Source organism: Paraburkholderia lebeckiae, from assembly GCF_050436325.1.
In the GTDB taxonomy this organism is placed as follows: Bacteria; Pseudomonadota; Gammaproteobacteria; order Burkholderiales; family Burkholderiaceae; genus Paraburkholderia; species Paraburkholderia tuberum.
This window is the reverse complement of sequence record NZ_JBNDLZ010000002.1, coordinates 2633322-2656606: the sequence shown is the minus strand read 5'-3', so window position 1 is coordinate 2656606 and position 23285 is coordinate 2633322. Positions and strand designations below refer to the sequence as shown.

Annotated in this window: 18 protein-coding genes and 1 pseudogene; 6 read left to right on the top strand and 13 right to left on the bottom strand. The window is 64.1% G+C overall.

All coding sequences use genetic code 11. The features are described from left to right. Window positions 1–505: 505 nt before the first annotated feature. The 3 genes from OKW44_RS15415 to OKW44_RS15405 all read left to right on the top strand — a co-directional run bounded on the left by OKW44_RS15415 (window position 506) and on the right by OKW44_RS15405 (window position 4507). Complete coding sequence (locus OKW44_RS15415; RefSeq protein WP_018423493.1) at window positions 506–1894, top strand: FAD-binding oxidoreductase; 1389 nt, start codon at window positions 506–508, stop codon at window positions 1892–1894. A gap of 270 nt (window positions 1895–2164) precedes the next feature. After that, window positions 2165–2755: a BPSL1445 family SYLF domain-containing lipoprotein gene (locus OKW44_RS15410; RefSeq protein WP_018423494.1), complete on the top strand. Its 591-nt coding sequence runs from the start codon at window positions 2165–2167 to the stop codon at window positions 2753–2755. 264 nt (window positions 2756–3019) lie between these two features. After that, complete coding sequence (locus OKW44_RS15405) at window positions 3020–4507, top strand: SulP family inorganic anion transporter (protein WP_018423495.1); 1488 nt, start codon at window positions 3020–3022, stop codon at window positions 4505–4507. A 68-nt stretch (window positions 4508–4575) separates the two neighbouring features. On the opposite strand, the gene OKW44_RS15400 is transcribed toward OKW44_RS15405, so the two are convergent. Both OKW44_RS15400 and OKW44_RS15395 read right to left on the bottom strand, forming a co-directional pair. Beyond that, entirely contained in the window at window positions 4576–6135 is a 1560-nt protein-coding gene (locus tag OKW44_RS15400) for a methyl-accepting chemotaxis protein (RefSeq protein ID WP_018423496.1), read from the bottom strand. A gap of 110 nt (window positions 6136–6245) precedes the next feature. Further along, entirely contained in the window at window positions 6246–6800 is a 555-nt protein-coding gene (locus OKW44_RS15395; RefSeq protein ID WP_018423497.1) for a YbaK/EbsC family protein, read from the bottom strand. 192 nt (window positions 6801–6992) lie between these two features. Here OKW44_RS15395 and OKW44_RS15390 point away from each other — a divergent pair, with 192 nt between their 5' ends. Continuing rightward, window positions 6993–8261, top strand: a complete 1269-nt coding sequence (locus OKW44_RS15390; RefSeq protein ID WP_018423498.1) for a YihY/virulence factor BrkB family protein — start codon at window positions 6993–6995, stop codon at window positions 8259–8261. 433 nt (window positions 8262–8694) lie between these two features. Then, window positions 8695–9876 (top strand): porin, encoded by a 1182-nt coding sequence (locus OKW44_RS15385; protein ID WP_018423499.1) that lies wholly within the window; start codon window positions 8695–8697, stop codon window positions 9874–9876. A gap of 153 nt (window positions 9877–10029) precedes the next feature. Here the strand turns inward: OKW44_RS15385 and OKW44_RS15380 are convergent, their stop codons facing one another. From OKW44_RS15380 to pdxR, 6 genes are all read right to left on the bottom strand, one after another. After that, complete coding sequence (locus OKW44_RS15380) at window positions 10030–10902, bottom strand: proteasome-type protease (RefSeq protein WP_026226351.1); 873 nt, start codon at window positions 10900–10902, stop codon at window positions 10030–10032. A 172-nt stretch (window positions 10903–11074) separates the two neighbouring features. Further along, on the bottom strand, window positions 11075–11875 hold the full coding sequence (locus OKW44_RS15375; protein WP_018423501.1) for a transglutaminase family protein: 801 nt from the start codon (window positions 11873–11875) through the stop codon (window positions 11075–11077). A 12-nt stretch (window positions 11876–11887) separates the two neighbouring features. Continuing rightward, entirely contained in the window at window positions 11888–12838 is a 951-nt protein-coding gene (locus OKW44_RS15370; RefSeq protein ID WP_018423502.1) for an alpha-E domain-containing protein, read from the bottom strand. A 159-nt stretch (window positions 12839–12997) separates the two neighbouring features. Beyond that, complete coding sequence (locus tag OKW44_RS15365; RefSeq protein ID WP_026226352.1) at window positions 12998–14407, bottom strand: circularly permuted type 2 ATP-grasp protein; 1410 nt, start codon at window positions 14405–14407, stop codon at window positions 12998–13000. Window positions 14408–14820: 413 nt separating this feature from the next. Further along, window positions 14821–15273 carry an HU family DNA-binding protein gene (locus OKW44_RS15360; protein ID WP_018423504.1) on the bottom strand — a complete coding sequence of 151 codons (453 nt, stop codon included), beginning with the start codon at window positions 15271–15273 and terminating at the stop codon, window positions 14821–14823. A 376-nt stretch (window positions 15274–15649) separates the two neighbouring features. Then, the gene (gene pdxR / locus OKW44_RS15355) at window positions 15650–17137 is read right to left on the bottom strand and encodes a MocR-like pyridoxine biosynthesis transcription factor PdxR (RefSeq protein WP_018423505.1); all 1488 of its coding nucleotides are present in this window, start codon (window positions 17135–17137) and stop codon (window positions 15650–15652) included. An 85-nt stretch (window positions 17138–17222) separates the two neighbouring features. On the opposite strand from pdxR, the pseudogene OKW44_RS15350 reads away from it, so the two are divergent. After that, a pseudogene (locus OKW44_RS15350) lies at window positions 17223–17411 on the top strand (carboxymuconolactone decarboxylase family protein); the annotation flags it as partial. Between the two features lie 24 nt (window positions 17412–17435). Here OKW44_RS15350 and OKW44_RS15345 read toward each other — a convergent pair. From OKW44_RS15345 to OKW44_RS15325, 5 genes are all read right to left on the bottom strand, one after another. Further along, complete coding sequence (locus tag OKW44_RS15345; RefSeq protein ID WP_026226353.1) at window positions 17436–17735, bottom strand: hypothetical protein; 300 nt, start codon at window positions 17733–17735, stop codon at window positions 17436–17438. Between the two features lie 88 nt (window positions 17736–17823). After that, a complete protein-coding gene (gene panE, locus OKW44_RS15340) occupies window positions 17824–18759 on the bottom strand; it encodes a 2-dehydropantoate 2-reductase (RefSeq protein WP_026226354.1) in 936 nt (311 codons plus the stop codon). A gap of 371 nt (window positions 18760–19130) precedes the next feature. Continuing rightward, window positions 19131–20552: an efflux transporter outer membrane subunit gene (locus OKW44_RS15335; protein ID WP_018423509.1), complete on the bottom strand. Its 1422-nt coding sequence runs from the start codon at window positions 20550–20552 to the stop codon at window positions 19131–19133. 9 nt (window positions 20553–20561) lie between these two features. After that, the gene (locus tag OKW44_RS15330; protein ID WP_018423510.1) at window positions 20562–22133 is read right to left on the bottom strand and encodes a DHA2 family efflux MFS transporter permease subunit; all 1572 of its coding nucleotides are present in this window, start codon (window positions 22131–22133) and stop codon (window positions 20562–20564) included. A 7-nt stretch (window positions 22134–22140) separates the two neighbouring features. Then, window positions 22141–23241, bottom strand: coding sequence for an HlyD family secretion protein (locus OKW44_RS15325; protein ID WP_026226355.1), 1101 nt, complete (start codon window positions 23239–23241; stop codon window positions 22141–22143). Window positions 23242–23285 lie beyond the last annotated feature (44 nt).

Sequence of the window (23285 nt, the reverse complement as noted above, 5' to 3'; positions counted from 1 at the left end):
ATAGGAAAACCAAAATGAGAGCAATCCAATAGACAACGCAATGAAAATCACCGAATCGCGCGTGCGAAACATTACGCCTCGCCGGGCAAATGCGCGTGCGTCGCGAAAATCGCTGTCGCGATGTGCGCTACCTCGCACAGTCGTCGAACGTGTGCCTCGGTCGCACGCGATCACGAGCCACGCCCATATGCAAAGTGTCGTGGCACAACCACCAGCGCGTCGGATAACCAACACATCAGCGCGCACGCTTTTCCCGGAGCATTCCCACCATCTTCAGCGGTACCGCCGCGTATCGTCGTTGCCCTGCCCGCAAAAGCCTGTCCCCGCGAGCCACCGCGTGGAATCGCCCAGGAACGCGGGTAAACCTTTGTTTGACTTCGACGCGCCGCCCCGTTTACTGCACGCAGCCGAACCTCTCAATCCGCTTTCATTCACCGCCCGCATTTTTGTTTGGTCTGCGGAGCAGTGTTCTGCGAGTGCCTTCCCCTCTTCGACGAGGTACAACATGGTTACTATCTCCAGCAGCGCAGTCGACGAATTCAAATCCGGACTTCGCGGTCAGCTTCTGCTGCCCGACACGCCGGGCTTCGACACGGCGCGCGGCATCTGGAACGCAATGATCGACCGTTCTCCCGCGATGATCCTGCGCTGCGCGGGTGTTGCTGACGTGCGCCGCGGCGTCGCCTTCGCGCGTGACAACGGCCTGCCGCTCGCAATTCGCGGCGGCGGCCACAACATCGGCGGTAGCGCTGTGTGCGACGACGGCCTCGTGCTCGATCTGTCCACGATGAAATCGGTGCGCATCGACCCGGAAGCGCGGCGCGCCTATGTCGAACCGGGCGCGACGCTGCACGATCTCGATCACGAAGCGCAGGCATTCGGACTCGCGACGCCGCTCGGTATCAACTCGACGACCGGCGTCGCGGGTCTGACGCTCGGCGGCGGCTTCGGCTGGTTGAGCCGCCGCTACGGCATGACGATCGACAACCTCGTCGCGGCCGACATCGTCACCGCGGACGGTGAATTGCGCCACCTGAGCGCCACTTCGCACGACGATCTGTTCTGGGCGATTCGCGGCGGCGGCGGCAATTTCGGCGTCGTTACACTATTCGAGTTCGCGCTGCATGAGGTCGGCCCGCTCGTGTATGGCGGCCTCGTCGTGTTGCCGCTCGCCGACGCGAAGGAAGCGCTGATCAAATACCGCGATGCCGTGCCCGCGATGCCCGACGAGCTGGCCGTCTGGGCCATCGCGCGGCTCGCGCCACCGCTGCCGTTCCTGCCGCCCGACGTGCACGGCCAGCCCGTGCTGGTGTTCGCGATGTGCTACAACGGGCCGGCCGAAAAAGGCCCGGCCGCGGTGGAAGCCGTGCGCGGCTTCGGCAAGCCGCTCGGCGAACATCTCGGTCCGATGCCTTATGAAGTGTGGCAACAGGCCTTCGATCCGCTGCTCACGCCGGGCGCGCGCAACTACTGGAAGTCGCACAACCTCGCCACCATCGACGATGGACTGATCGACGCGCTGATCCGCGCGATCGACACACTGCCGTCCGCGCAATGCGAAATTTTCTTCGGGCTCATCGGCGCGCAAACGCAGCGCGTGGCGGTCGACGCGACCGCTTACCCAAGTCGCGAGACGCAATACGCGATGAACGTGCACGGCCGCTGGGACGATGCGCGCGACGACGAGCGCTGTGTCAAATGGGCGCGCGAATTTTTCGACGCGTCGCGCCCCTTTGCGCTAGGCAGCGTGTACGTCAACTTCATGACGCAGGAGGAAGGCGGCCGTATCGCGGATGCCTATGGGCCCAACTACGAGCGGCTCGTCGCCGTGAAGAACCGCTACGATCCGCGCAACCTGTTCCGCCATAACCAGAACATTCGCCCAACGGTGTAGCGACGACGCGCGACGGAAAGCGGCGCAAAGACCCGAACTGCAAATTGGCCGCGCCGCCCTCGCGCAAGGCGGCGCGGCCCTTGGGCACGCTACCTGCTGTTTGAGCGGTGGACGTCCGCGATGCGAACGTCGCGGCACGCCGCCGCCTGGCTGCGATAACCGCGCGCGCACGGAACCTCCAGCGCGCAAATGAGAACAAAGCAAAGCAGGCGATTCGCCGCACTCTTCCAAAACGTACAACACGCGTGAGAAACGCAAAGGAAAACCGTCATGCGCAGACGACAATTCATCATGACCGGCAGCGCTGCATTGGCCGTCGCAGGCCTGAGCCTCACCGGTTGCACGACGACTTCGCCGTCCTCGAACGCATCGCCGTCTGCCAACGCCGGCAAGCGCGACACGATCAACGCCGGCGTGTACTCGACGCTCGCGCGTCTCTACGAAAACGTCGACGGTGCGCGTGAGCTCGTCGCGAAAGCGCGCGGCGTGCTGGTGTTTCCATCGGTGATCTCGGCCGGCTTCTGGGTCGGCGGACAGTATGGTGAAGGGGCGATGCGCATCGGCGGCCGCACGGTCGGCTACTACAGCACGGTCGCGGGCTCGTTCGGGTTGCAGATCGGCGCGCAGTCGAAGGCGCTCGTGTTTCTGTTCATGACGCAGGAAGCGCTCGACGAATTCATGCACAGCCAGGGCTGGGCAGTCGGCGCGAATGCGACCGTCGCCGTGCTGAAAGTCGGCGCGAACGGCGCGGTCGATTCGTCGACCGCGACGAGCCCGGTGCAGGCTTTCGTGCTGACCAACGGCGGCCTGATGGCCGGCGTGTCGCTCGAGGGCACGAAGGTGTCGCGGCTGATCATCTGAGTATCTGAGCGCAGCTTTCCCTCTTGCGGATTTGTGGTGCGAGCGCGCCGCGCGATTGCACGACAGATCCGCGCCGCGCGTTCGGGCCATAGCGTTCCCGCCCGCTTCGCCAGCGCCGTTCATCGCGCTACGGTAGAATTCACGCCTTTCGTCAACCGTCTGCGCCCAGCGGACGCAATCCTTCGCGCAGCCGCGCGTTGCCACGCCAGTTCGGCGCAGCCCATACAAGCCTGAGCATTGCGCTCGCGCGCCACCTCGTAGAACATGAACACCGCTAGTCCCGCTTCCGGTCGGCCCGCCTGGCTGTCCGGCATTCGCAGCAACGTGCTCGCAGGCTTGACCTCGTCGTTCGCGCTGGTGCCCGAATGCATCGCCTTTGCGCTCGTCGCCCATCTGAATCCGTTGATGGGTCTGTACGGCGCATTCTTTATCTGCACCGTCACCGCGCTATTCGGCGGACGTCCCGGCATGATTTCGGGCGCCGCGGGCTCGATGGCCGTCGTGATCGTCGCGCTCGTCGTCGAGCACGGCGTGCAGTATCTGCTCGCGACCGTGATCCTGAGCGGCCTCCTGATGATGCTATTCGGCATATTGCGGCTCGGCAAACTGATCCGTATGGTCCCGCATCCGGTCATGCTCGGCTTCGTCAACGGACTCGCGATCGTCATCGCGACCGCGCAGCTTGCTCACTTCAAAACGGTCACACCGCACGGCGAAGCCTGGCTGCACGGTAGCGCGCTCGCGACGATGTGCGCGCTCGTCGCGCTGACGATGGCGATCGTCTATCTGCTGCCGCGACTTACGCGAGCCGCGCCACCGGCGCTCGTGGCCATTCTCGGCATCGGCCTTTTCACGCAGCTGCTGCATCTGCCGACGCGCACGCTCGGCGACATGGCGCATGTCGCCGGCAATCTGCCGACGCTGCATCTGCCCGACGTGCCGCTCGATCTCGAGACGCTTCGCATCATCCTGCCGTACGCCGTGCTGATCGCGATCGTCGGTCTGCTCGAAACGCTGCTGACGTTCAACCTGACCGACGAAATCACCGAAACGCGCGGTCAGCCGAATCGCGAATGCGTCGCGCTCGGCGCGGCGAACATCGCATCGGGACTGTTCGGCGGCATGGGCGGTTGCGCGATGATCGGCCAGACCATGATCAACCTGAATTCGGGGGGACGCTCGCGGCTTTCGGGAATAGTCAGCGGCGTGATGATCCTGCTGTACATCCTGTTCCTGTCGCCGCTGATCGAGCGAATTCCGCTCGCGGCGCTGGTGGGCGTGATGTTCGTGGTCGCGCAGCAAACCTTCGCGTGGGGATCGCTGCGCGTGCTTGGCAAGGTGCCGCGCAACGACGCGCTCGTGATCGTCGCGGTCACGGTCATCACCGTGTTTGCCGATCTCGCGATCGCGGTGATGTGCGGCATCGTGATCGCCGCGCTCAACTTCGCGTGGCAGCATGCGCGCGAAATTCACGCGCATGCCGAGGATCGAGCGGGCCATAAGACCTATGTGCCGCGCGGCACGCTGTTTTTCGCGTCGACGACGCGCTTTCACGAGCTGTTCGATCCGGCGCGTGACCCGGCGAGCGTGACCGTCGATTGCAGTCACCTGCTGCTCGCCGATCATTCGGCGCTCGCCGCGTTGCAGGGTCTGACCGAGCGCTATCGCAAGGCGGGCAAGCAATTGCGCATGAAGAATCTATCGGAGCGCAACCGCCAATTGTTGAGCCGCGCGGGGATCGGCCTGGCGTGAGACACGCACCGCGTTGCGAGCCCGCGTGCGGTGAATTCTCGCGCGCGTCGACAACGCGGCCTGGTGCTTTAGCGCTGCTCGGGCAACCGAAACACCGCGATCGCCGCCGACAACTGCCCGGTCTGCGTCTTCAGCACATCGGCCGCCGCGCTCGCTTCCTCGACGAGCGCCGCATTCTGCTGCGTCGTCTGATCCATGCTCGCGACCGCGATGTTGACCTGCTCGATGCCCGAGGTCTGCTCGGCCGACGCAGCGCTGATCTCGCCCATGATGTCGTTGACACGACGTACCGCCTGCACGACTTCCTGCATCGTGTCACCCGCGCGTCCGACGTGCTCCGAACCGCCCGCGATCTGCGCGGCCGATTCCTCGATCAGCGCCTTGATCTCCTTCGCGGCCGCCGCGCTGCGTTGCGCGAGCGTGCGCACTTCGCCCGCGACCACCGCGAAACCGCGGCCTTCCTCGCCCGCGCGCGCCGCCTCGACGGCCGCGTTCAACGCGAGAATATTGGTTTGAAACGCAATCCCTTCGATCACGCCGATGATGTCGCCGATCCGGTGCGACGACTGTGAAATCCCGCGCATCGTGTCGATCACCTGACCGACCACCGCGCCGCCTCGCGCCGCGGTCTCCGACGCGTTGTACGCGAGCTGGCTTGCCTGCTTCGCGTTGTCGGCGTTCTGACGCACGGTCGCGGTGATCTGCTCCATGCTCGACGCGGTCTCGCCGAGCGCGGCCGCCTGCTGCTCGGTGCGGCGCGACAGGTCCGAATTGCCCGCGGCGATCTCGTTCGATACCGACGAAATCAGCGTCGCGCCGCCGCGAATCTGCTCGATCGCCTGAGCGAGACGCTGCTGCATCCGTTTCATCGCGGCGAGCAGGCTCGTGCTGTCGCCGGCCTTCGCGTCGACGACCACGTCGAGGTCGCCGTCCGCGATACGCGATGCGATCTGCAGCGCGTACGCCGGTTCGCCGCCAAGCTGACGCAGAATGCTGCGCAGAATCACGCCGATCACCAGCGACACGAGCGCGCAAAGCACCACCGCCGCGATCACGTATTGCACGAGGGTGCGGTAGAACACGCCGTCGATGTCGTCCGTGAAGACGCCGGTGACGATGGTCCAGTCCCACGGCTTGTAAAGCCGCATGTAGTTGATCTTCGGCGCAAGCTTGTCGGTGCCTGGCTTCGGGAACTGCAGATGAACGAAGGCCTCGCCTTCGCGCTGCGTTTGCTCGGAACCTTCCTTGAACACGTGGCGGCCGTCCGGATCGGTGACGTTGGTCATGTCCTTGCCGACGAGGTCGGCGCGCGTGGCATGCATCAGCACGTGCGCCTGGCGGTCTTCGAGCACGAGATAGCCGCCGGCACCGTCGTAGCGCATTGCGCGCAGGTCGTCCATCGCGGCGCGCTGCGCGTCGGCGAGCGGCATCGTGCCGGCCGCGACGAGCGCGTTGTAGCGATCGAGCACGCTGTACGCGATGCTGACCACGTTTTTCAGCTCGCCCTCGCGATCGGCGATCATAGTGTCTCGTGTCTTGAACGCCCCCCACAGGCCGATCGCCAGAATGCCCATGCACATCACCCCTAGCGCGAGCCACAGCCGCACTTTCAGGCGAAACCGTTCCATCTTCCGTATCCCTTGTCGTGGTCGGCGGCTGTCCGCGCGAGCGGACGCCGCAAACGTTTCATGTCGTAGTCGGGATTAACGGCGCGACGGAGTAAAACTTCAGTGCGGCTTCAAGGTTGCGGGTTTCCGTCCGCCGGCAGCGTCAGCGCCGCCACCTCGCAGCGCGGCCATTGCCGCAGCACGTCGGGCGACATCAGCAGCTTGGCCGCGCGCACGCCGGCGCCCATCACGATCTGCGCACGCTCCATCACGGCGGCGTCGACGAGGATGCGCCAGTCGGCCGGCAGACCGAATGCGGTAATTCCGCCGAACTCCATCTGGCTATGCTCGACCGCCGCCTCGCGCTTCGCGAATGACAGCCGCTGTGCGCAGAGCGCAGCCTTCACCGCGCCGTTGATGTCGAGCCGCCGCGAGCCGAGCGACACGAGCGCCGCATAGTGCTCGCCACCCTCCTTCCTGTAGCGGATCACGATCGTGTTCGCGCAGTCTTCGAGACCGAAGCCGTAGCGAGCGCTGAATGCGGCGGTGTCGGAGGCGTCGTCGGTGACGGCGAACACCGTGATCCCGCGCGCCGGCAATTGTTCGATGACGTGCGCGGGCAGATGCGCGCCCCACTGGTCGCGCTCGATGACGTCCAGTTGCTGTACGAGTTCGTGCGAATGCATGATGAGCGGAAAGGTGACATTAACCCGCTGCATTCTAGCGGTACGCGCGGGCGGCCGCGAAACGGGCCGCAAAACAGGCCATGAACGCAGGCCATGCAGCGCGCCGCTTAACTTGTATAGTGACGGGCACGAGGTTTGCGAAAGGCAATGAAGCAAACACCCTGAAGGCGCCCTCACGATTCAGACACGATCATGGACATCGACACGCTCTCTCGCGAGAACCTTCAGCAGGCCGCGCGTCATCAGGCCAATTGGGCGATGGGCGCACTGCGGCAGTTCACGGAGAACCGTTGTCCTGCGATGGCGGCGAGCATCGCGTTCTATGCGGCGTTTTCGCTCGCGCCGACGCTCGTGATGGTGATCGCGGTGGCCGGCTGGTTCTTCGGCCCGGCGGCCGCGCGCGGCGAGCTGTTCGGCCACATCAACGGGCTGATCGGCGACCAGGCCGCGGCCGGCGTGCAGACGATCGTCGAGAACGCGCATCACGCGGGCGCCAAAGGCGGCATCGCGACGATCATCTCGTTCTCGCTGCTGGCGATCGGCGCGTCGGCGACGTTCTCGTCGCTGAACAGCGCGCTCAATATAGTGTGGCCGTACAGCGGGCCGCGCACTTCCAGCTGGCTCGCGCTGGTGCGGGTGCGACTGATTTCGTTCGGGCTCGTGCTCGGCGTCGCGTTCCTGCTGATCGTGTCGCTGGTGCTCGATACGGTGATCGTCTTTATCGGCAACTGGCTGTGGGGCGACTCGCCGTATGTCGTGGTCGGCAATCTGCTGCAGCTCGGCGTCGGGCTGCTCGTGCTGATCTTCGCGTTCGCCGGACTGCTCAAGTTTCTGCCCGACGCTCGGGTGCTGTGGCGCGATGCGGTGGTGGGCGGCATCGTCGCCGCCGTGTTGTTCACAGCTGGCAAGAAGCTGTTCGCGCTCTATCTCGCGCATGCGGGCATGGCCAGCGCGTTCGGCGCGGCTGGCTCGCTCGCGGTGCTGCTGATGTGGCTGTACTTCTCGGCGTTGGTGCTGCTGCTCGGCGCCGAGTTCTCGGCGGCGCGCGGCCGGCTGCACGATCCGCGTGGTGGCTGGGGCATGCAGGGCGAGTCGCCGCCGGGCAGCCGCGCGAAGCTCGCGTCGGTACTGGCGGCATCGACCGTCGCGGCAAATGCCGCGCCGTCTGCTCCCGCTGCTGTGGGTGTTGCCGGCCAAATCGCCACGCCGCTGCCCGCGGGAATCAACGCGGCGGCGCAAAGGCGCTCCGCGCATGAGACTGCGGTGGACGTCACGCGCAAGGTGCTCGATGTCGAAGCGCAAGCCACCCGTTTCGCGGCGTCCGCCCTCGTCGAAGCGCGCCGCCAGGCGACGGCCGCCGACCGCTACGTGCGACGCAATCCGTGGACCTCGGTGCTGCTCGCGGCCGCCGCGGGGCTCACGGCCGCGGCCATGGCGCGCCGTGGCGCCGACCGGCGCTGAAAAGGGGCGCTTCAAACCACGCTGCTACCGTCCATATCCTTATAGATGCACGTGTTGCGCCGTCAATCCCGTCGATTGCACTTGGACACAACGCCCCCCTTCTGTCCAGCCTGTCTAGTCCTTTTGTCCGCCGTCTCTTTTATGCTTTCGCTACAAAGAAGAGTGGACGTGTAGACGACTAGATTACATTTAGCATGTAAATCGATGCTCATAGTGCATTCATTCACCCAGCCACTATCAACAAATCAACAATAATGCGCATCAGACCAATAAATGTTGCGCAAATGGAAACAATGGTTGGAAGCTTTAAATACAAGGGTTTGCATCGATTGTCAGTTTTTGGCGACACTCTTTTTTTTCGTTTCTACCCCGCCGAGCCACTGAGCTATTCTGCTTTCCGCAACAACGAACAATCATCTGCGTGGAGAAATGGATGAAACGAATCGCACTGTCTACCCTCTCGCTGGCGCTCCTCGGCGTTTCCGGCATGGCTCACGCGCAAAGCAGCGTGACTCTCTATGGCCTGATCGATGAATCGATCCAGTACGTGAACAACGCTACCCCCCATGGCGGTAGCCTCGTGCACCTGTATGGCGGCAACCTGCAATCCCCCCGTTTTGGCTTGAAGGGCACTGAAGACCTCGGCGGTGGCCTGAAGGCAATCTTCCAGTTGGAAAACGGCTTTGACGTCAACACCGGCGCGCTCGGTCAGGGCGGCCTGATGTTCGGTCGTCAGGCTTACGTCGGTCTGACGGGCGAGTCCTGGGGTACGCTGACGGCTGGTCGTCAGTACGACCCGCTGGTCGACATGGTCCAGCCGCTGACGGCCGACAACTACTTCGGCAGCACGTTCACTACGCCGGGTGACGTCGACAACAACGACAACAGCTTCCGCGTGAACAACTCAGTCAAGTACGTGTCGCCGGTCTGGTCGGGCTTCCAGTTCGAAGGCTTGTACGGGCTGGGCGGCGTCGCCGGTGCAACGGGTTCGGGCCAGACGTATGCGGGCGCGGCAACGTTTGCAACGGGTCCGATCAGCGTCGCCGCGGGCTACCTGCGTACGAAAAACGCAAGCAGCCCGACCCTACGGTCTGGCTGGAATAGCACCACCACGACCGGGACGTTCGACACGAACTTCCCGACGTTCGCCGGCATCAACTCCGCTTACGCTACGGCGAGCTCGATCGGCATCGCTTCGGTGGCTGTTCAGTACGTTACCGGTCCGTGGACGGGCAACCTGAGCTACAGCAATGCGCAGTACTACCAGGACAGCGCATCGACCTTCGGTCAGACCCAGAAGTACGAAGTGGGTCGCGCGTATTTGGGCTACCAGCTCACGCCGGCAGCGCTGGTGGGTGTTGGCTATGCTTACACGAAGGGTCACGGGGACTCGTCCGCAACGTATAACCAGGTCTCGCTGGGCGGGGATTACTCGCTCTCGAAGCGCACGGACTTCTACGCAGTCGGCGCATGGCAGCATGCAAGCGGCCAACAGCGTGTGCCAGGCGTCGGTGGTGGCCTTGTATCGGCTACGGCTTCGATCGGTTCGTACGGCAACCAGTCGAGCACCAGCAACCAGGTCATGGTCAGCCTCGGTATCCGTCACAAGTTCTAATCGGACTTCGAATCGAACCTGCTACGCGGCTGACGCGCTGCGTAGCCAGAGACCAGAAACCAGCCAGAGGCGATGCCGATGGCTGGTTTTTTTCGTCCTGAGGTTTTGGTGCGGGCCCGAGCGAGCCTGACCCGCGCTCCGAACCCAACGCAGCTAGCGCCGCTGCGCCTTGCCCTTGTCGGCCTGCGCGAGAATCTGCGCGGGCGACACATCGTGCTCATGCTCGACGCCATCGGCGCCGACCGGCGCGCGATATAGCACCAGCGCCCGCTCCGACTGCGGCGACGGTGCATCCAGCGACTGCTGCCAGTCCGGATCGGGAATCTCGGCGAACACCTGGCGCAGACGCTCGCCCCACGTGCGGTGAAGCATGTCGAAGTACGCGTTGTCGCGATCGATCGACACGAACCGCGTGACGCGCAGCGCATCCTTCTCGTACACGAGCAGATCGAGCGGCAAGCCCACCGACAGGTTCGAGCGCAGCGTCGAGTCCATCGAGATCAGCGCGGACTTCGCCGCCTCGTCGAGCGGTGTGGACGGCGTCAGCACCCGGTCGATGATCGGCTTGCCATACTTCGCCTCGCCGATCTGGAAATACGGATTCACGGCCGACGCCTCGATGAAATTGCCCGCCGCGTAGATCATGAAAAGGCGCATCCGGTTGCCCACGATCTGGCCGCCGAGAATGAAGCTGCAATTGAAGTCGACACCGAACTTCTGCAGCGCCTCGGCCTCGCGCTCATGCACGCGACGCACCGCGCTGCCGACCACGCGCGCGGCATCCGCCATGGTCGGCACGCTCCACAGCGTGGGCTCGCTGGCATCGGCGGGCTCGGACAGTTCGTGCAGCACCGCCTGAGTGATCGACAGATTGCCGGCGCCGAGCAGCACCAGCATGCGTTCGCCGGGTTGCTCGAACACCGACATCTTGCGCGCGGTACTGATGTGATCGACGCCCGCATTGGTACGCGTGTCGGACAAAAATACGAGTCCGTCGTTGACGGCCATCGCTACGCAGTAAGTCATAAGGAATCCGCGGAAGGCAAAGGAACGGGCTATTGTAATGCGGCGCACGGGCGCCTTTTATCCGTGTTTACGGCCTTTTTTGCAGCCTTTTTTGCAGCCTTTTGGCAGCTGATTCCGAACGCCTGGCAGGAGTGTTAAATGTCGTCGCGCGCGTGTTGGCGTTGCAACGCGGCTACTGCGACATCTGCGCGCTGACCGCCACCGCCACGTGAAGCTCCTCTTCGAGTCCGCCGATGCGTCGGCCGCGTACCGGTGCCGCCGCCTCATAGTCACGGGCGACCGCGAGCCGGCAGTAGATCTCGCTGGCAAACCCGGCATGCGTGACGTCGATCGAAATCCACCCTTTGCCTTCGAGCCATACGTCGACCCACGCGTGACTCGCGCCATGCTGCACGTCGCCGGGTTCGATATATCCGCTCACGTAGCGCGCCGGCACGCCGCGCGCGCGGCAGCACGCGAGCATCAGATGCGCATGGTCCTGACACACGCCGTTGCCGAGCGCGAGCGCCTCGGCGGCCGTGCTCGTAACCTCTGTCACGCCGGGCCGGTACTGCACGCGCTGCACGATCTGCTCGGACAGCGTGAGCAGGCCTGCCGGGCTCGCCAGATTCGCCACCGACTCCGCCAGTTCGCGGATCCCGCCGTCGGCTTCGGTCAGACGCGTCGCGCAGGTGAAATGCTCGAGCGGAATCGGCCCGGGCGGATCACGCAGCACGCCGTCGACGAGCGGCATCGTGTCCACCTCGCCCGACACGCGCAGATGAATCTCGTCGTGCGGCTTGTTCATGACGAGCGTGTGCAGCACGTTGCCGTAGGCGTCGAGCGTCGCGTCGAGCTTGCCCGGCACGTCGACGTTCCAGCGCCGCACGGTCTGTGCGGCGCCGCTCGCGGGCGTCAGGCGCAACTGCTGGATCGAATAGTGAACCGTCGCTTCGTAGCGGTAAGAGGTGTCGTGGCGGATCGTCAGGTACATGAGAAAACTCCGTCAGGCCACTGGCAGCATCAGATAAGTACGCGCCACCAGATTGCCCAGATCGAACACGCGAGCGAGGAACTGCGTCAGATAGGCGTGCAGACCGCTTTCGAAAATCTGCCGGATGTCGGCATACAACAGGTCGGCGCGCAGCTTGCCGGCGAAGCGCTCGCACTGGTTCGAGCCCGACGTGCGCAGCATCGCGAGATTGCTGCACACGCCGTCGAGCGAGGCGAGCAGCGAGCGCGGCATCCGCTGATTGAGGATCATCAGCTCGACGACGCGCGCGGGCGTCACGACGTCGCGATATACCTTGCGATAGATCTCGAGCGCCGATACCGAACTCAGGATCGAGGTCCAGTAATAGAAGTCCTCGAGCTGGCGGGCCGCGTCGCGCGAATTCGGCTCGACGTTGGCGAAACGCACGTCGAGGATCCGCGCGGTGTTGTCGGCGCGCTCCAGATACGTGCCTAGCTGCGTGAAGAAGAACGCGTCGTCCTGCAGCGCGGTGCCGATCGTCACGCCGCGCGACAGATGCGAGCGGAACTTGACCCACTCGAACAACGAGCCCGGATTGCTCGCGGCCTGCCCGCTCGCGAGCCGCTCGTTGAATTCGAGCCATGTGTCGTTGATGGTTTCCCACCACTCGGTCGTCAGCGTGCCGCGCACCGCGCGAGCGTTTTCACGCGCGGCCTGCAGGCACGAATGAATGCTCGACGGATTACTTGCGTCGGCGACCATGAAGTCGAGCACGTGGTCGCGCGTCGGTTCGTCGTAGCGCTGCGCGAAGGCGCTTTCGAGCTCGGAGATGAGCAGCACCGAGCGCTGCGCGCGAGCCTCCTGTTCGGGCGTCTGCGGCAGCAGTTGCGCCTTCAGGTTGATGTCGAGCATGCGGGCGGTGTTCTCCGCGCGCTCCATATAGCGGGCCATCCAGAAGAGGTGATCGGCGGTTCGGCTAAGCATGACGGCGTTCCATGTCTGTGATCTGAACGCGCGAGGCCTTCGTCAGCGACGAAAGTCCGCGCTGGTTATCCGTTGAGCGCCAGCGGCGCATCAGGTTGCGAGTGTCGCGCCCTGCTTTGCTCTGTTGCGAGCGAGGCGAGAAGCGCGGCGGCAACCGCGTCAGTCGACCATCCAGGTGTCCTTGGTCCCGCCTCCCTGCGATGAATTCACGACGAGCGAGCCCTCCTGCAACGCGACCCGCGTGAGGCCGCCCGCCACCATCGTGGTGGTCTTGCCCGACAGCACGAACGGTCGCAGGTCGATATGGCGCGGCGCGATGCCCGATTCGACGAAAGTCGGACACGCGGACAGCGCCAGCGTGGGCTGTGCGATATAACCGGTCGGACGCGCGATAAGCCGCTCGCGGAAGGCCTCGACTTCGGCCTTCGTCGAGGCAGGGCCGACCAGCATCCCGTAGCCGCCCGCGCCGTGCACTTCCTTGACCACCAGTTCCGACAGATTCGCGAGCGTGTAGGCGAGATCCTCGGGCTTACGGCACTGATAGGTCGGTACGTTGTTCAGAATCGGCTTTTCGTCGAGATAAAACGCGATCATGTCCGGCACGTACGGGTAGATCGACTTGTCGTCGGCGATGCCGGTGCCCATCGCGTTCGCGAGCGCGACGCGGCCGGCGCGATATGCGGTGAGCAGACCCGGTACGCCGAGCGCGGAGTCGGGGCGAAACGCAAGCGGATCGAGAAAATCGTCGTCGACGCGCCGGTAGATCACGTCGACGCGCTTCGGTCCTTGCGTGGTGCGCATGAACACGTAGTTGTCGTCGACGAACAGATCCTTGCCTTCGACGAGTTCGACGCCCATTTGCTGCGCGAGGAACGTATGCTCGAAGTACGCGGAGTTGTACATGCCCGGCGTCAGCACGACGACGACCGGATCGTCGACGCCCGCGGGCGCGACCGAGCGCAGCGTATCGAGCAGCAGGTCGGGATAATGCGCGACCGGCGCAATGCGGTTCTGCACGAACAGCTCGGGGAAGAGCCGCATCATCATCTTGCGGTTTTCGAGCATGTACGACACGCCCGACGGCACACGCAGATTGTCTTCGAGTACGTAGAACTCGCCTTCATCGCCGGCGCGCACCACGTCGACGCCCGCGATATGCGCGTAAACACCGAGCGGCACGTCGACGCCCTGCATCTCGGGACGATACTGCGCGTTGGTATAGACCTGCTCGGCCGGCACGATGCCCGCGCGCACGATGTTGCGATCGTGATAGACGTCGTGAATGAACAGATTGAGAGCCTGCACCCGCTGTCGCAAACCCGCTTCGAGCGTCTGCCATTCGCCGCGCGGGATGATGCGCGGAATCAGATCGAAGGGAATCAGCCGCTCGGTGCCTGACAGGTCACCGTTCACTGCGAACGTGATGCCGACGCGCCGGAACAGCAGGTCCGCTTCCGCGCGCTTGCGTGCGATCGCTTCATCGCCCTGACTGTCCAACCATCGCTCAAAGCGCGCGTAATGCGGCCGCACGCCATCGTCGCGATGGCGCATCTCGTCGTAGCATCGCATCTCAGCCCCAGTCTTGTTGTCAAATAGAAGGCGAATGCGCTGCGCATTCGGTATTCGACCTTCGATCAAGCAAGCGCTATGCCATTCAATATGTCGGGATAGAGCGCGTTGACGTGCCCGCTAACGGAGCATCCGCAGGCCGTCGGATTGCCTTGATCGTACTGTCGTGGATCATCATGCGCCAGTCAGGTGCGTGCGCGCCATCAGGGGGCACACTATGAGAGGCGCGCTTGCCGTTTCGCCAAGGGACTCGACACGCACTACGAAGCGAGCGCACAAAAAAAGTCCCCGTGAATCTTCATCCACGGGGACTTCGATCACCTGCAGGCAGGCGCTTTTTCACGCACTCAAACGTCAGGCATGGTTAAACACAACAGCGCTATGCCGACGCCTGAGTCGTGCGAGCAACGCGTTCAGGCTGTCGCTGCGTCCTTCAGCTTCTTCAGCGCGCGTGCCTTGATGCGCACGCTGGCCGGCTTGGCCGGGAACCAGCGCTCTTCACCCGTGAACGGGTCCTTGCCGAAGCGCTTCTTCTTCGCCGGCACAGCCTGCACGACGATCTTCAGCAGACCCGACAGCGTGAATTCGCCAGCGCCCTTCTTGTGCACCGTGCCGAGGATCGTGTCTTCGAGCGCGGCCAGCACGGCCTTGGCGGTCTTCGGTTCCACTGCAGCACGTTCAGCGATGTGAGCTGCCAACGAGGCCTTCGTGAAGGTGTCCTTGATCGGCGACGGTGCGCCAGACGCCTTCACGGCGACCTTCTTGGCTGCGACGGCTTTCTTCGCAGGAACTTTCTTTGCAGCAACCTTCTTGGTCGGTACCGGGGCAGCAGCCTTCTTGGCCACCTTTTTTGCGGAAGTCGGCATGTTTCTCCTACCTGTTGTGGTCAGTGAATTGCTCGAAGCGCACACCGTATGTGCACGCTTCAACGCCGGATTCTACAAGCGCTAAAGCGATTTGCGCGACTCTTTTATGTATTGCGATGAAGTTTTTTGCATGGCGCCAACGGTGCAACACGTTTTAGTACCTGTTTTAGCGGCTAAAACGTGCGTGGCGAGCTCTTTGACATGGCAGGAGTAACGCTCGTTACAGTTCGTTTCGGCCGCGGTTTCGAGGCGGTTGCGTCGGGCGAGCCGGTGTTTTCGCCCCTTGAAACAGGGCATTTTCTTCGTTTGACGCGTCAAGCAACGCATCCCCCAACGTTTCGACGATGCCTACGCCTCGCTTGCGGCGGGCTCCGTTTCAGCGAGCGATGCGCTGCAGGATGTCGGCGAGCGTCGTCAGCGCCGTGTCGATATGTTCGGCCGCGATGCTGCCATAGCCGAAGATCAAGCCAGGCTGCGGTGTCACGCGATGGTGAAATGGAGCGAGTCCATAGAGGCCGATCGACGCTTCACGCGCGGCGGCAACGAGCACCTCTTCGCCGAGCGACGCCAACGGCCCCTTGAGCCGCGCCGCCAGATGGATGCCGGCGGTCGGCACGATCGGCTCGAACCAGCGCGCGAGACCGCCTTGCAGATGCTCGAGCAGCATCGCGCGGCGGGCCGCGTAAGCCTTGTGCATGCGCCGCAGATGGCGCGCGAAGTCGCCATTGAGCATGAACGACGCGAGCGCCGTTTGCGTCAGCGTGCAGCCGTGACAATCGGCGATCTGCCGCGCCTTCAGCAGCGGGCCGTGCAACGACGCGGGCGGCACCAGGTAGCCGATGCGCAATTCGGGGAAGATCGTCTTCGAAAACGTGCCGACGTAGGCGACGAGGCCAGCGCGATCGAGACTCTTCAGCGGCTCCATCGGCCGGCCTTCGAAACGGTACTCGCAGTCGTAGTCGTCCTCGATGATGACCGCACCGCGCTTTTGCGCCCATTCGAGCAGTTCGACGCGACGCTCGAGGCTCATCGGCATACCGAGCGGAAACTGATGCGAAGGCGTCACGTAGACGAGCCGTGCCTTGTCCGGCAGCTTGCCGACGATCAGGCCTTCGCGATCGACCGGTACCGGCACCACGCGCGCGCCGGTCACCTTGAAGCATGCATGCGCGGGCGGGTAGCCGGGGTCTTCGATGGCCGCGATTTCACCGGGCCGCAGCGTGATGCGCGCCATCAGATCGAGCGCGTGCTGCGCACCCTGCGTGACTATCACGTCTTCCCAGTTGCTCGACACCGCACGGTTGAAAGCGAGGTAGCGCGAGATCGCGAGCCGCAGCTGCTGCTCCCCCGCGACGTCGCGATAGGTGCCGGGGCTGCGGGCCTGGCCGCGTAGAGCATGATTCACGCAGCGGCGCCAGACGTCGAAGGGAAACAGCGTCTTGTCGGTCGCGCCGCCGATGAAGTCGAGCGGGGACGGCACCGACGGCCGCGGCAACGGCAGACTGTCGGGCATCTGCTCCCACAGCGGCTGCGCGCGCGCGGCGGCCTTCGCTTGCGCGGCGGCCCGCTCGCGCGAACGAGCCGCCGCGCGCGCGGGGGCCGAACGCTCGGCCGGCAACCGTTCGAGTCCGTCGGCGACGAAGGTGCCCGAACCGGCGCGGGCGCTCAGATAACCCTCTGACAGCAGTCGCTCGAATACGTCGAGCGTGGTCTTGCGCGACACACCGAGCTGCGTCGCGAGATCGCGCGTGGACGGTAGACGCGTGCCGCCGGCAAGGCGCCCTTCGAGAATGCCCGCGCGCAACTGCCGATAAATCTGTCCGGACAGATCGTGATGGCCTTCGACCGCGATGTGAATGTCCATTCGGGTGGTTACCTCAAATAACGGCGAAATGGTTATTTCGACCGACCAGTGGCGAACGTAAGCTTACCGGCACGGACGCCCTACGCGCGAACGCGCGGCGCTCGAATGGACGGAGGCGGTGACGCTGGTCGCGCAAACGCGCGTGCCGGATACGGTATGGGAAGCGGTGAAGCCGCATTTCAGCGAGCAGGAAATCAGCGACCTGACGCTGCCGATCGTTGCGATCAACGGCTGGAACCGCATTGCGGTGTCGTTCAGGAAGATGCCGGAGTAAGCGGCGGCGCGTCTTCGCGGAGCTTCAGAAGATTACGGAAACCGCCACCGCGAACCAGATCGCGGTCACGCCCGCGAGAAACAGATGCCGCGCGATACGCACGCGTGAGTCGCTGTTCTCCGGCTCGACGGGACTCGTCGCCATCCATGGCACGAGGCCCAGGCACGCAAAGCCGGCCAGCGCGAGCACAAAGACCACGACGTCGGCCTTGCGCCAGGCAGTCGGCTCATACATACCCCAGTAGCCGAGAAACACGATGCCGATCGAGAACACGGTCGCGGAAGCGGCGCTGAGCGCGGGCACCGATCCAGTTGGAGCCGGCATGCTTGACCTCCGATCGTCAGGTTGCGGCGGCGCTCGCGTGCGTCGCGCCATCCGCCCGATCCGCGTTCGCGTCGGCCGCGGCGAGCCGTCAGGAAGTGCGGGTCTGGCGAGCTTCGTACGTCTTCAGATGACTATAGGCGATGCGCAGCAGCGACACGCCGTGTTCGCCCTTTTGCGCGTCGCCGCCGCGCGAGATCAGGTCGCCGAGGATATGATCCGCCTCGGTGTGCGAGCGGTTTTCGACGTCGCGCAGCATCGACGCGGTCAGCGGCGACGGCGTCAGCAGCACCTGGGTAGCGCGCACGTCGAAGTCCGCGGCCATCGTGAAGCCGTTGTGCTCGGCCGCCGCGCGGCATTCGCCGAGCAGATTCTCAATCACGCGCTTGCCGTCCGGCGCAGCCAGAATATCGCCGACCGAACCGCGCATCAAGCACGTACTCGCGGCCAATGTAGCGAGGAACACCCATTTTTCCCACATGCGCAGCAGGATGTTGTCGCTGACCGCGACGTCGAAGTTCGCGCCGGACATTGCATCGGCAAGCGCCTCGGTGCGCTCCGAGGTGCCGCCCACGAGTTCGCCGAACGTGATCGCGTGCATGTCGTTCAGATGCATGATGTGCTGCTCGGCATTGAGCGTCGCGGCGATCACGCACTGACCGCCGAGCACGCGCTCCTTGCCGAAGTGCGCGGTCAGCACGTCGATATGGCGCATGCCGTTGAGCATCGGTAGGATCAGCGTGTCTTCTCCGACGAACGGCGTGAACGAATCGATCGCGTCGTCGAGACTGTAGGCCTTGCAGCTCAGCAGCACGAGGTCGAACGGCTCGGCGGCGACACCGGCCAGTATCGTCTTCACGTCGGGCAACTGGAGATTGCCGCGCGGGCTGTTGATGACGAGGCCGTCGCTCCGTAGTTTTTCCGCGCGACCGGCGCGTACGAGGAAGGTCACGTCCTGCCCCGCTGCCGCCAGACGTCCGCCGAAATAACCGCCTACCGCGCCCGCTCCTACTACCAGAATTCGCATCTTGAGCCTCTTGAAAGATTTCGATTTGCCGATCATGCGCGTCGCTGGCGGACGCATCTTCATGGTGCCGCGTATTCGGTGCTTGTGCAGGAATGTAGCAAAGATTGGGGATCGGTTCCGGGGAGCGTTGCCAGCAGGCGGGTGGTGTCGGCTAGATGGTGCGTGCGAGGCAGGTCCACCCACCGTATTGCGTTCTTGATAGCGTTTTCCAGCCACCACGGCACGCCAAATACAAAGTGTGCCAGCAGGAACCGCGTTACGACCACGCCGCCCAGGCAAGCCAGCGCGAGCCCCACGACACACCAGCTCGTGACGATTGCGAAACGCTTGATCGGACTTCAACCCTCCCATACGCTTTCATGTCGCTGCCTTCACTGCGCCGCCACCGTTTCCCCCTGCTCCCACCCGCCCCCCAGCGACCGATACAGCGCGATCGCCGAAAGCGCGTGCTCGCGCCGGGCCTGATTCAGCGACTCCGAGTCGCGCAGATACGCTTCCTGCGCGTCGAGCACATCGAGGAAGCTCGACGCACCGCCCTTATACAGCTCGGTCGACAAACGCAGCGCGTGGTTCGAGGCATCGAGCGCACCGGCCAGGCGCTGCACCTGCACCGCGCCGCTGACGAGATCGCTGCGATTGTCCTCGACTTCCTTCAGCGCCTGCAACATCGTCTGCTGCAAGCCGAGCTGCGATTCGCGCATGCGGCTCTCGCTCGCGTCGATGTTCGCGGTGATGCGCCCGGCGTTGAAGATCGGGCTCGTCGCATTCAACGCGGCGCTGAACAGGTTGTCGGTCAGCGTCGGCAAGCCAAGGTACGACGATGCGAGCAGCCCATTCGTCAGGTTGATCTTGAACTGCGGATAGCGCTGCGCCTTCGATACCCCCACTTCCGCCGCACGCTGTTCGACGAGCGCATAGGCGGTGCGCACGTCGGGTCGATGCAGCAACGCGTCGGACGGCAACACCTGCGGCGCGCTTTGCGCAGGCACCGGAATCTCGTGCGCGTTGGAAAGCAGCAGCGTATCGAGGCTTTCCGGCGTACGCCCCGAATACACGGCAATCAGACTCAGTTGATGCTGCACCGCCGATTGCATGCGCGGAATCTGCGCCTGCAAGTCCTGCAACTGATTCTGCGCGCGGGCGACGTCGAGCTGCGTCGACAGTCCGTAATGCAGACGCTCCTGCGTGAGCTTCAGCGCGCGGCTGCGAATCTGCTCGTTGTCGTCGAGGATCTGCAATTGCGCCTGCGCCCAGCGTAGATCGATATACGCAGCCGCCGTGTTCGCGGCGAGAGCGAGCCGCAACTGGTTCAGCGCCGCAACGCTACCCGACACCTGCGCCTGCGACGCGAGCACCGCGAGACGTTCGCCGCCGAACACGTCCGGCGTCCAGCTCGCGGCGAGTCCAAAGCCGGCCTGGCGCACATAGCCGAGCGGCGGCGGCGTGTTCTGCCGCTCGGTCGACGCGCCCGCGTTCGCGTTCAGCTCCGGCAGCAGCGCCGCGCGATTCTGCGTCACCAGGTCCTGCGACTGCTTCACGCGTTCGGCCGCGGCCTGCACGTCGAGGTTGCCGGTCAACACCGATTCGATCAGCTGATGCATCACCGGGTCGCCGAATTGCGCCCACCAGGCATCGGTGTTCACGCTGTCTTGCGGCGCGTCGACGCTCCACGCGGCCGGCGCGAGCGTCTGCACCGTGTGCGGCAAATCCGCGTGCGTCGCGGGTTGCACCGCGCAGGCCGCGAGCGTCAGGAACGCCGCGCTCGCCAGTAACTTCATCACGATTCGTTTCATGTTGGTCTCCTAATGGGCATCGGGCGGGGGCGCGGTGTTGCCGAACGGGCGCGAAAACAGCACGCTCAGCAAGCCGACCACGAAGCACAGCGCAACCGCCAAAAAGGCGTCCGAGAATGCGAGCACCAGCGCTTCGCGCATCAATGCCGCGTGCAATTCGGCTAGCCCCGCACTCGCGGCGTTCAAGACGTCACCACCAACGGCCGACAGATACTCGGCCTGCTTCCGCAGGATCGATTCGACGACCGGACGGCCCGCATTCAGATGTTCGTCGAGCCGTTCGTAGTGCAGGTTCAGACGGTCGTTCAACATCGTGCTGCTGACCGCGATGCCGATCGCACCGCCGAGATTACGCATCAGATTGAACAGCCCGCTAGCTGAGCGCAGCCGCGACGGCGGCAACGCACCCAGCGCCATCGTCACGATCGGCGGAATACAGAATTGCTGGCCAATTCCGCGCAACGCCTGCGGAATCAGCAACTGCTGCCAGCCCCATTGGTTCGTCAACGGCACGTACAGATAGCAGCCGATGCCAAACAGCGCGAGTCCGAACACCATCAGCATGCGCATATCGACGAAGCGCGCGAGCGTCGAGTAGGCGGCCAGCGCTAGCACCTGAAAACAGCCGACGGACAGCAACGCGAGACCAATCTGCAACGAATCGAAGCCGCGCACGCGCGCAAGAAACACCGGAGTCAGAAACACGGTGCAGAAGATGCCGATCCCGGTAATGAACGACAGCAGACTGCCGATACCGAAATTGCGCAATGCCAGCGCGCGCAGATCGACGATCGGTTCCTTCGCGGTGAACGCATGGACGAGGAACAGAAACCCGCAGATCGCCGCGACCCACGCGCACAGCACGATCACGTCGTCGCCGAACCAGTTTTTGCGCGGTCCCTCTTCGAGCACGTATTCGAGGCAACCGAGAAAACCCGACATCAGCAAGATGCCGAAGTAGTCGCCCTTTTTCAGCAAGGACAGATCGACTTTGTCGATATTCACGTACTTCGGCACCAACAGCGTGACGGCGACGCCCGGTACCAGGTTCAGATAGAACAGCCAGTGCCACGACCATTGCGACGTGATCCAGCCGCCGATCACCGGGCCGATGGTCGGCGCAAGCGACGCGAGCGCGCCGATCGTCGTCGATGCGATCAAACGCTGCTTGCCGGGAAACAGTACGAACGCGGTCGTGAACACGGTCGGAATCATTGCGGCACCGAGCGCGCCTTGCAGACCGCGAAACAGGATCATCGAGTTGATGTCCCACGCGAGACCACACAGCATGCTGGTGACCGTGAAGCCGAGCGCGGAGAAAGTGAAGACCCAGCGCGTCGAGAACACGCGCGTGAGCCACCCCGACATCGGAATCACGATGATCTCCGCGATCAGATACGAGGTCTGCACCCAGGAGAGCTCATCCTGACTGGCGGACAGTCCGCCACCGATATCGCGCAGCGACGATGCGACGATCTGGATATCGAGCGTCGCCATGAAAAAGCCGACGCACATCAGCGCGAATGCGAAGACCTTGGTGCGGGTCGGCTGGTCGGCGGGGTTGTCAAAAGCGTGAGTCATGATCGGTTCATCCCTGCGCGGCCGGATGGCCCGCATCGAGGTGCACTTTCACGGTCGCGGACAGGCCCGGACGCAGCACGCCCTGCATGTCCTTCGGCACGTCGAGGCGCACGCGCACCGGCACGCGCTGCACGATCTTCGTGAAGTTGCCGGTCGCGTTTTCCGCGGGCAAGACGCTGAAGGTCGCACCGGTCGCCGGTGCAAGACTGTCGACCACGCCGTGCAGCTTTGTGCTCGACGCATCGAGTTCGACATCGACGCTGTCGCCCGAATGCATTTTGCGCAGCTGATCTTCCTTGAAGTTCGCGTCGATCCATAGACCGCTCGCCGGCACGACGGTCAGCAGCGACACGCCCGTGTTGGCGAGCAGCCCAACGCGAGCGGTGCGATTGCCGACATAGCCATCGATCGGCGAGCGGATCGTCGTGTACTCGACGTTCAACGCGGCGACGCGCTGCGCGGCCTGCGCGGTCGCGATGCGCGCTTTCGCGTCGCCGATCTGCGCGTCGAGCACTGCAATCTGCCGTTGCGCCGCGAGCAGCGCCGCGCTGCTGCGATCGACCGCGGCGCGCGCTTTGGTCAGATCGGCGTCGGCCTTCTCGACGACCTGGTTCGACACCGCGTCGTCTTTCACGAGTTCGCGATAGCGCGTCTGGTCGGCGGCGCTGCGTGTGAGCTCGGCGCCCGACGCGCGGACCTCGGCGGCCTGCTCGTTGATCGCCGCGAGTTGCAGTGATTTCTTCGCTTCGAGTTCGGTGACGGCGGCCTGCGCGCTCTCCACTTCGGCGCTGGCCTGGGCGAGGCGCGCGTCATAGTCGCGGGCATCGAGACGCACCAGCACCTGGTTGGCGTGCACGAACTCGTTGTCGTGCACGAGCACGTCGGTGACGAAGCCGTTGACCTTCGGCGCCATCACCGTGACGTCGCCGCCGACGTATGCATCGTCGGTGCTCTCGACGAAGCGGCCGACGAAGAACCAGTACGAAGTGGCCAGCGCCAGCGCGACGAGGACGGAGAGGATCGCAAGCAGCATCCACGGGATACGCCGAGCCTGTCTGGCGGGTTGTACCGCGCTTGGCGGCGCGACGGTCGAAGGAGTTGTGGACATGTGTCGATATGTGCGTATGCACTCATCAGGTTGAAAAAAACGGC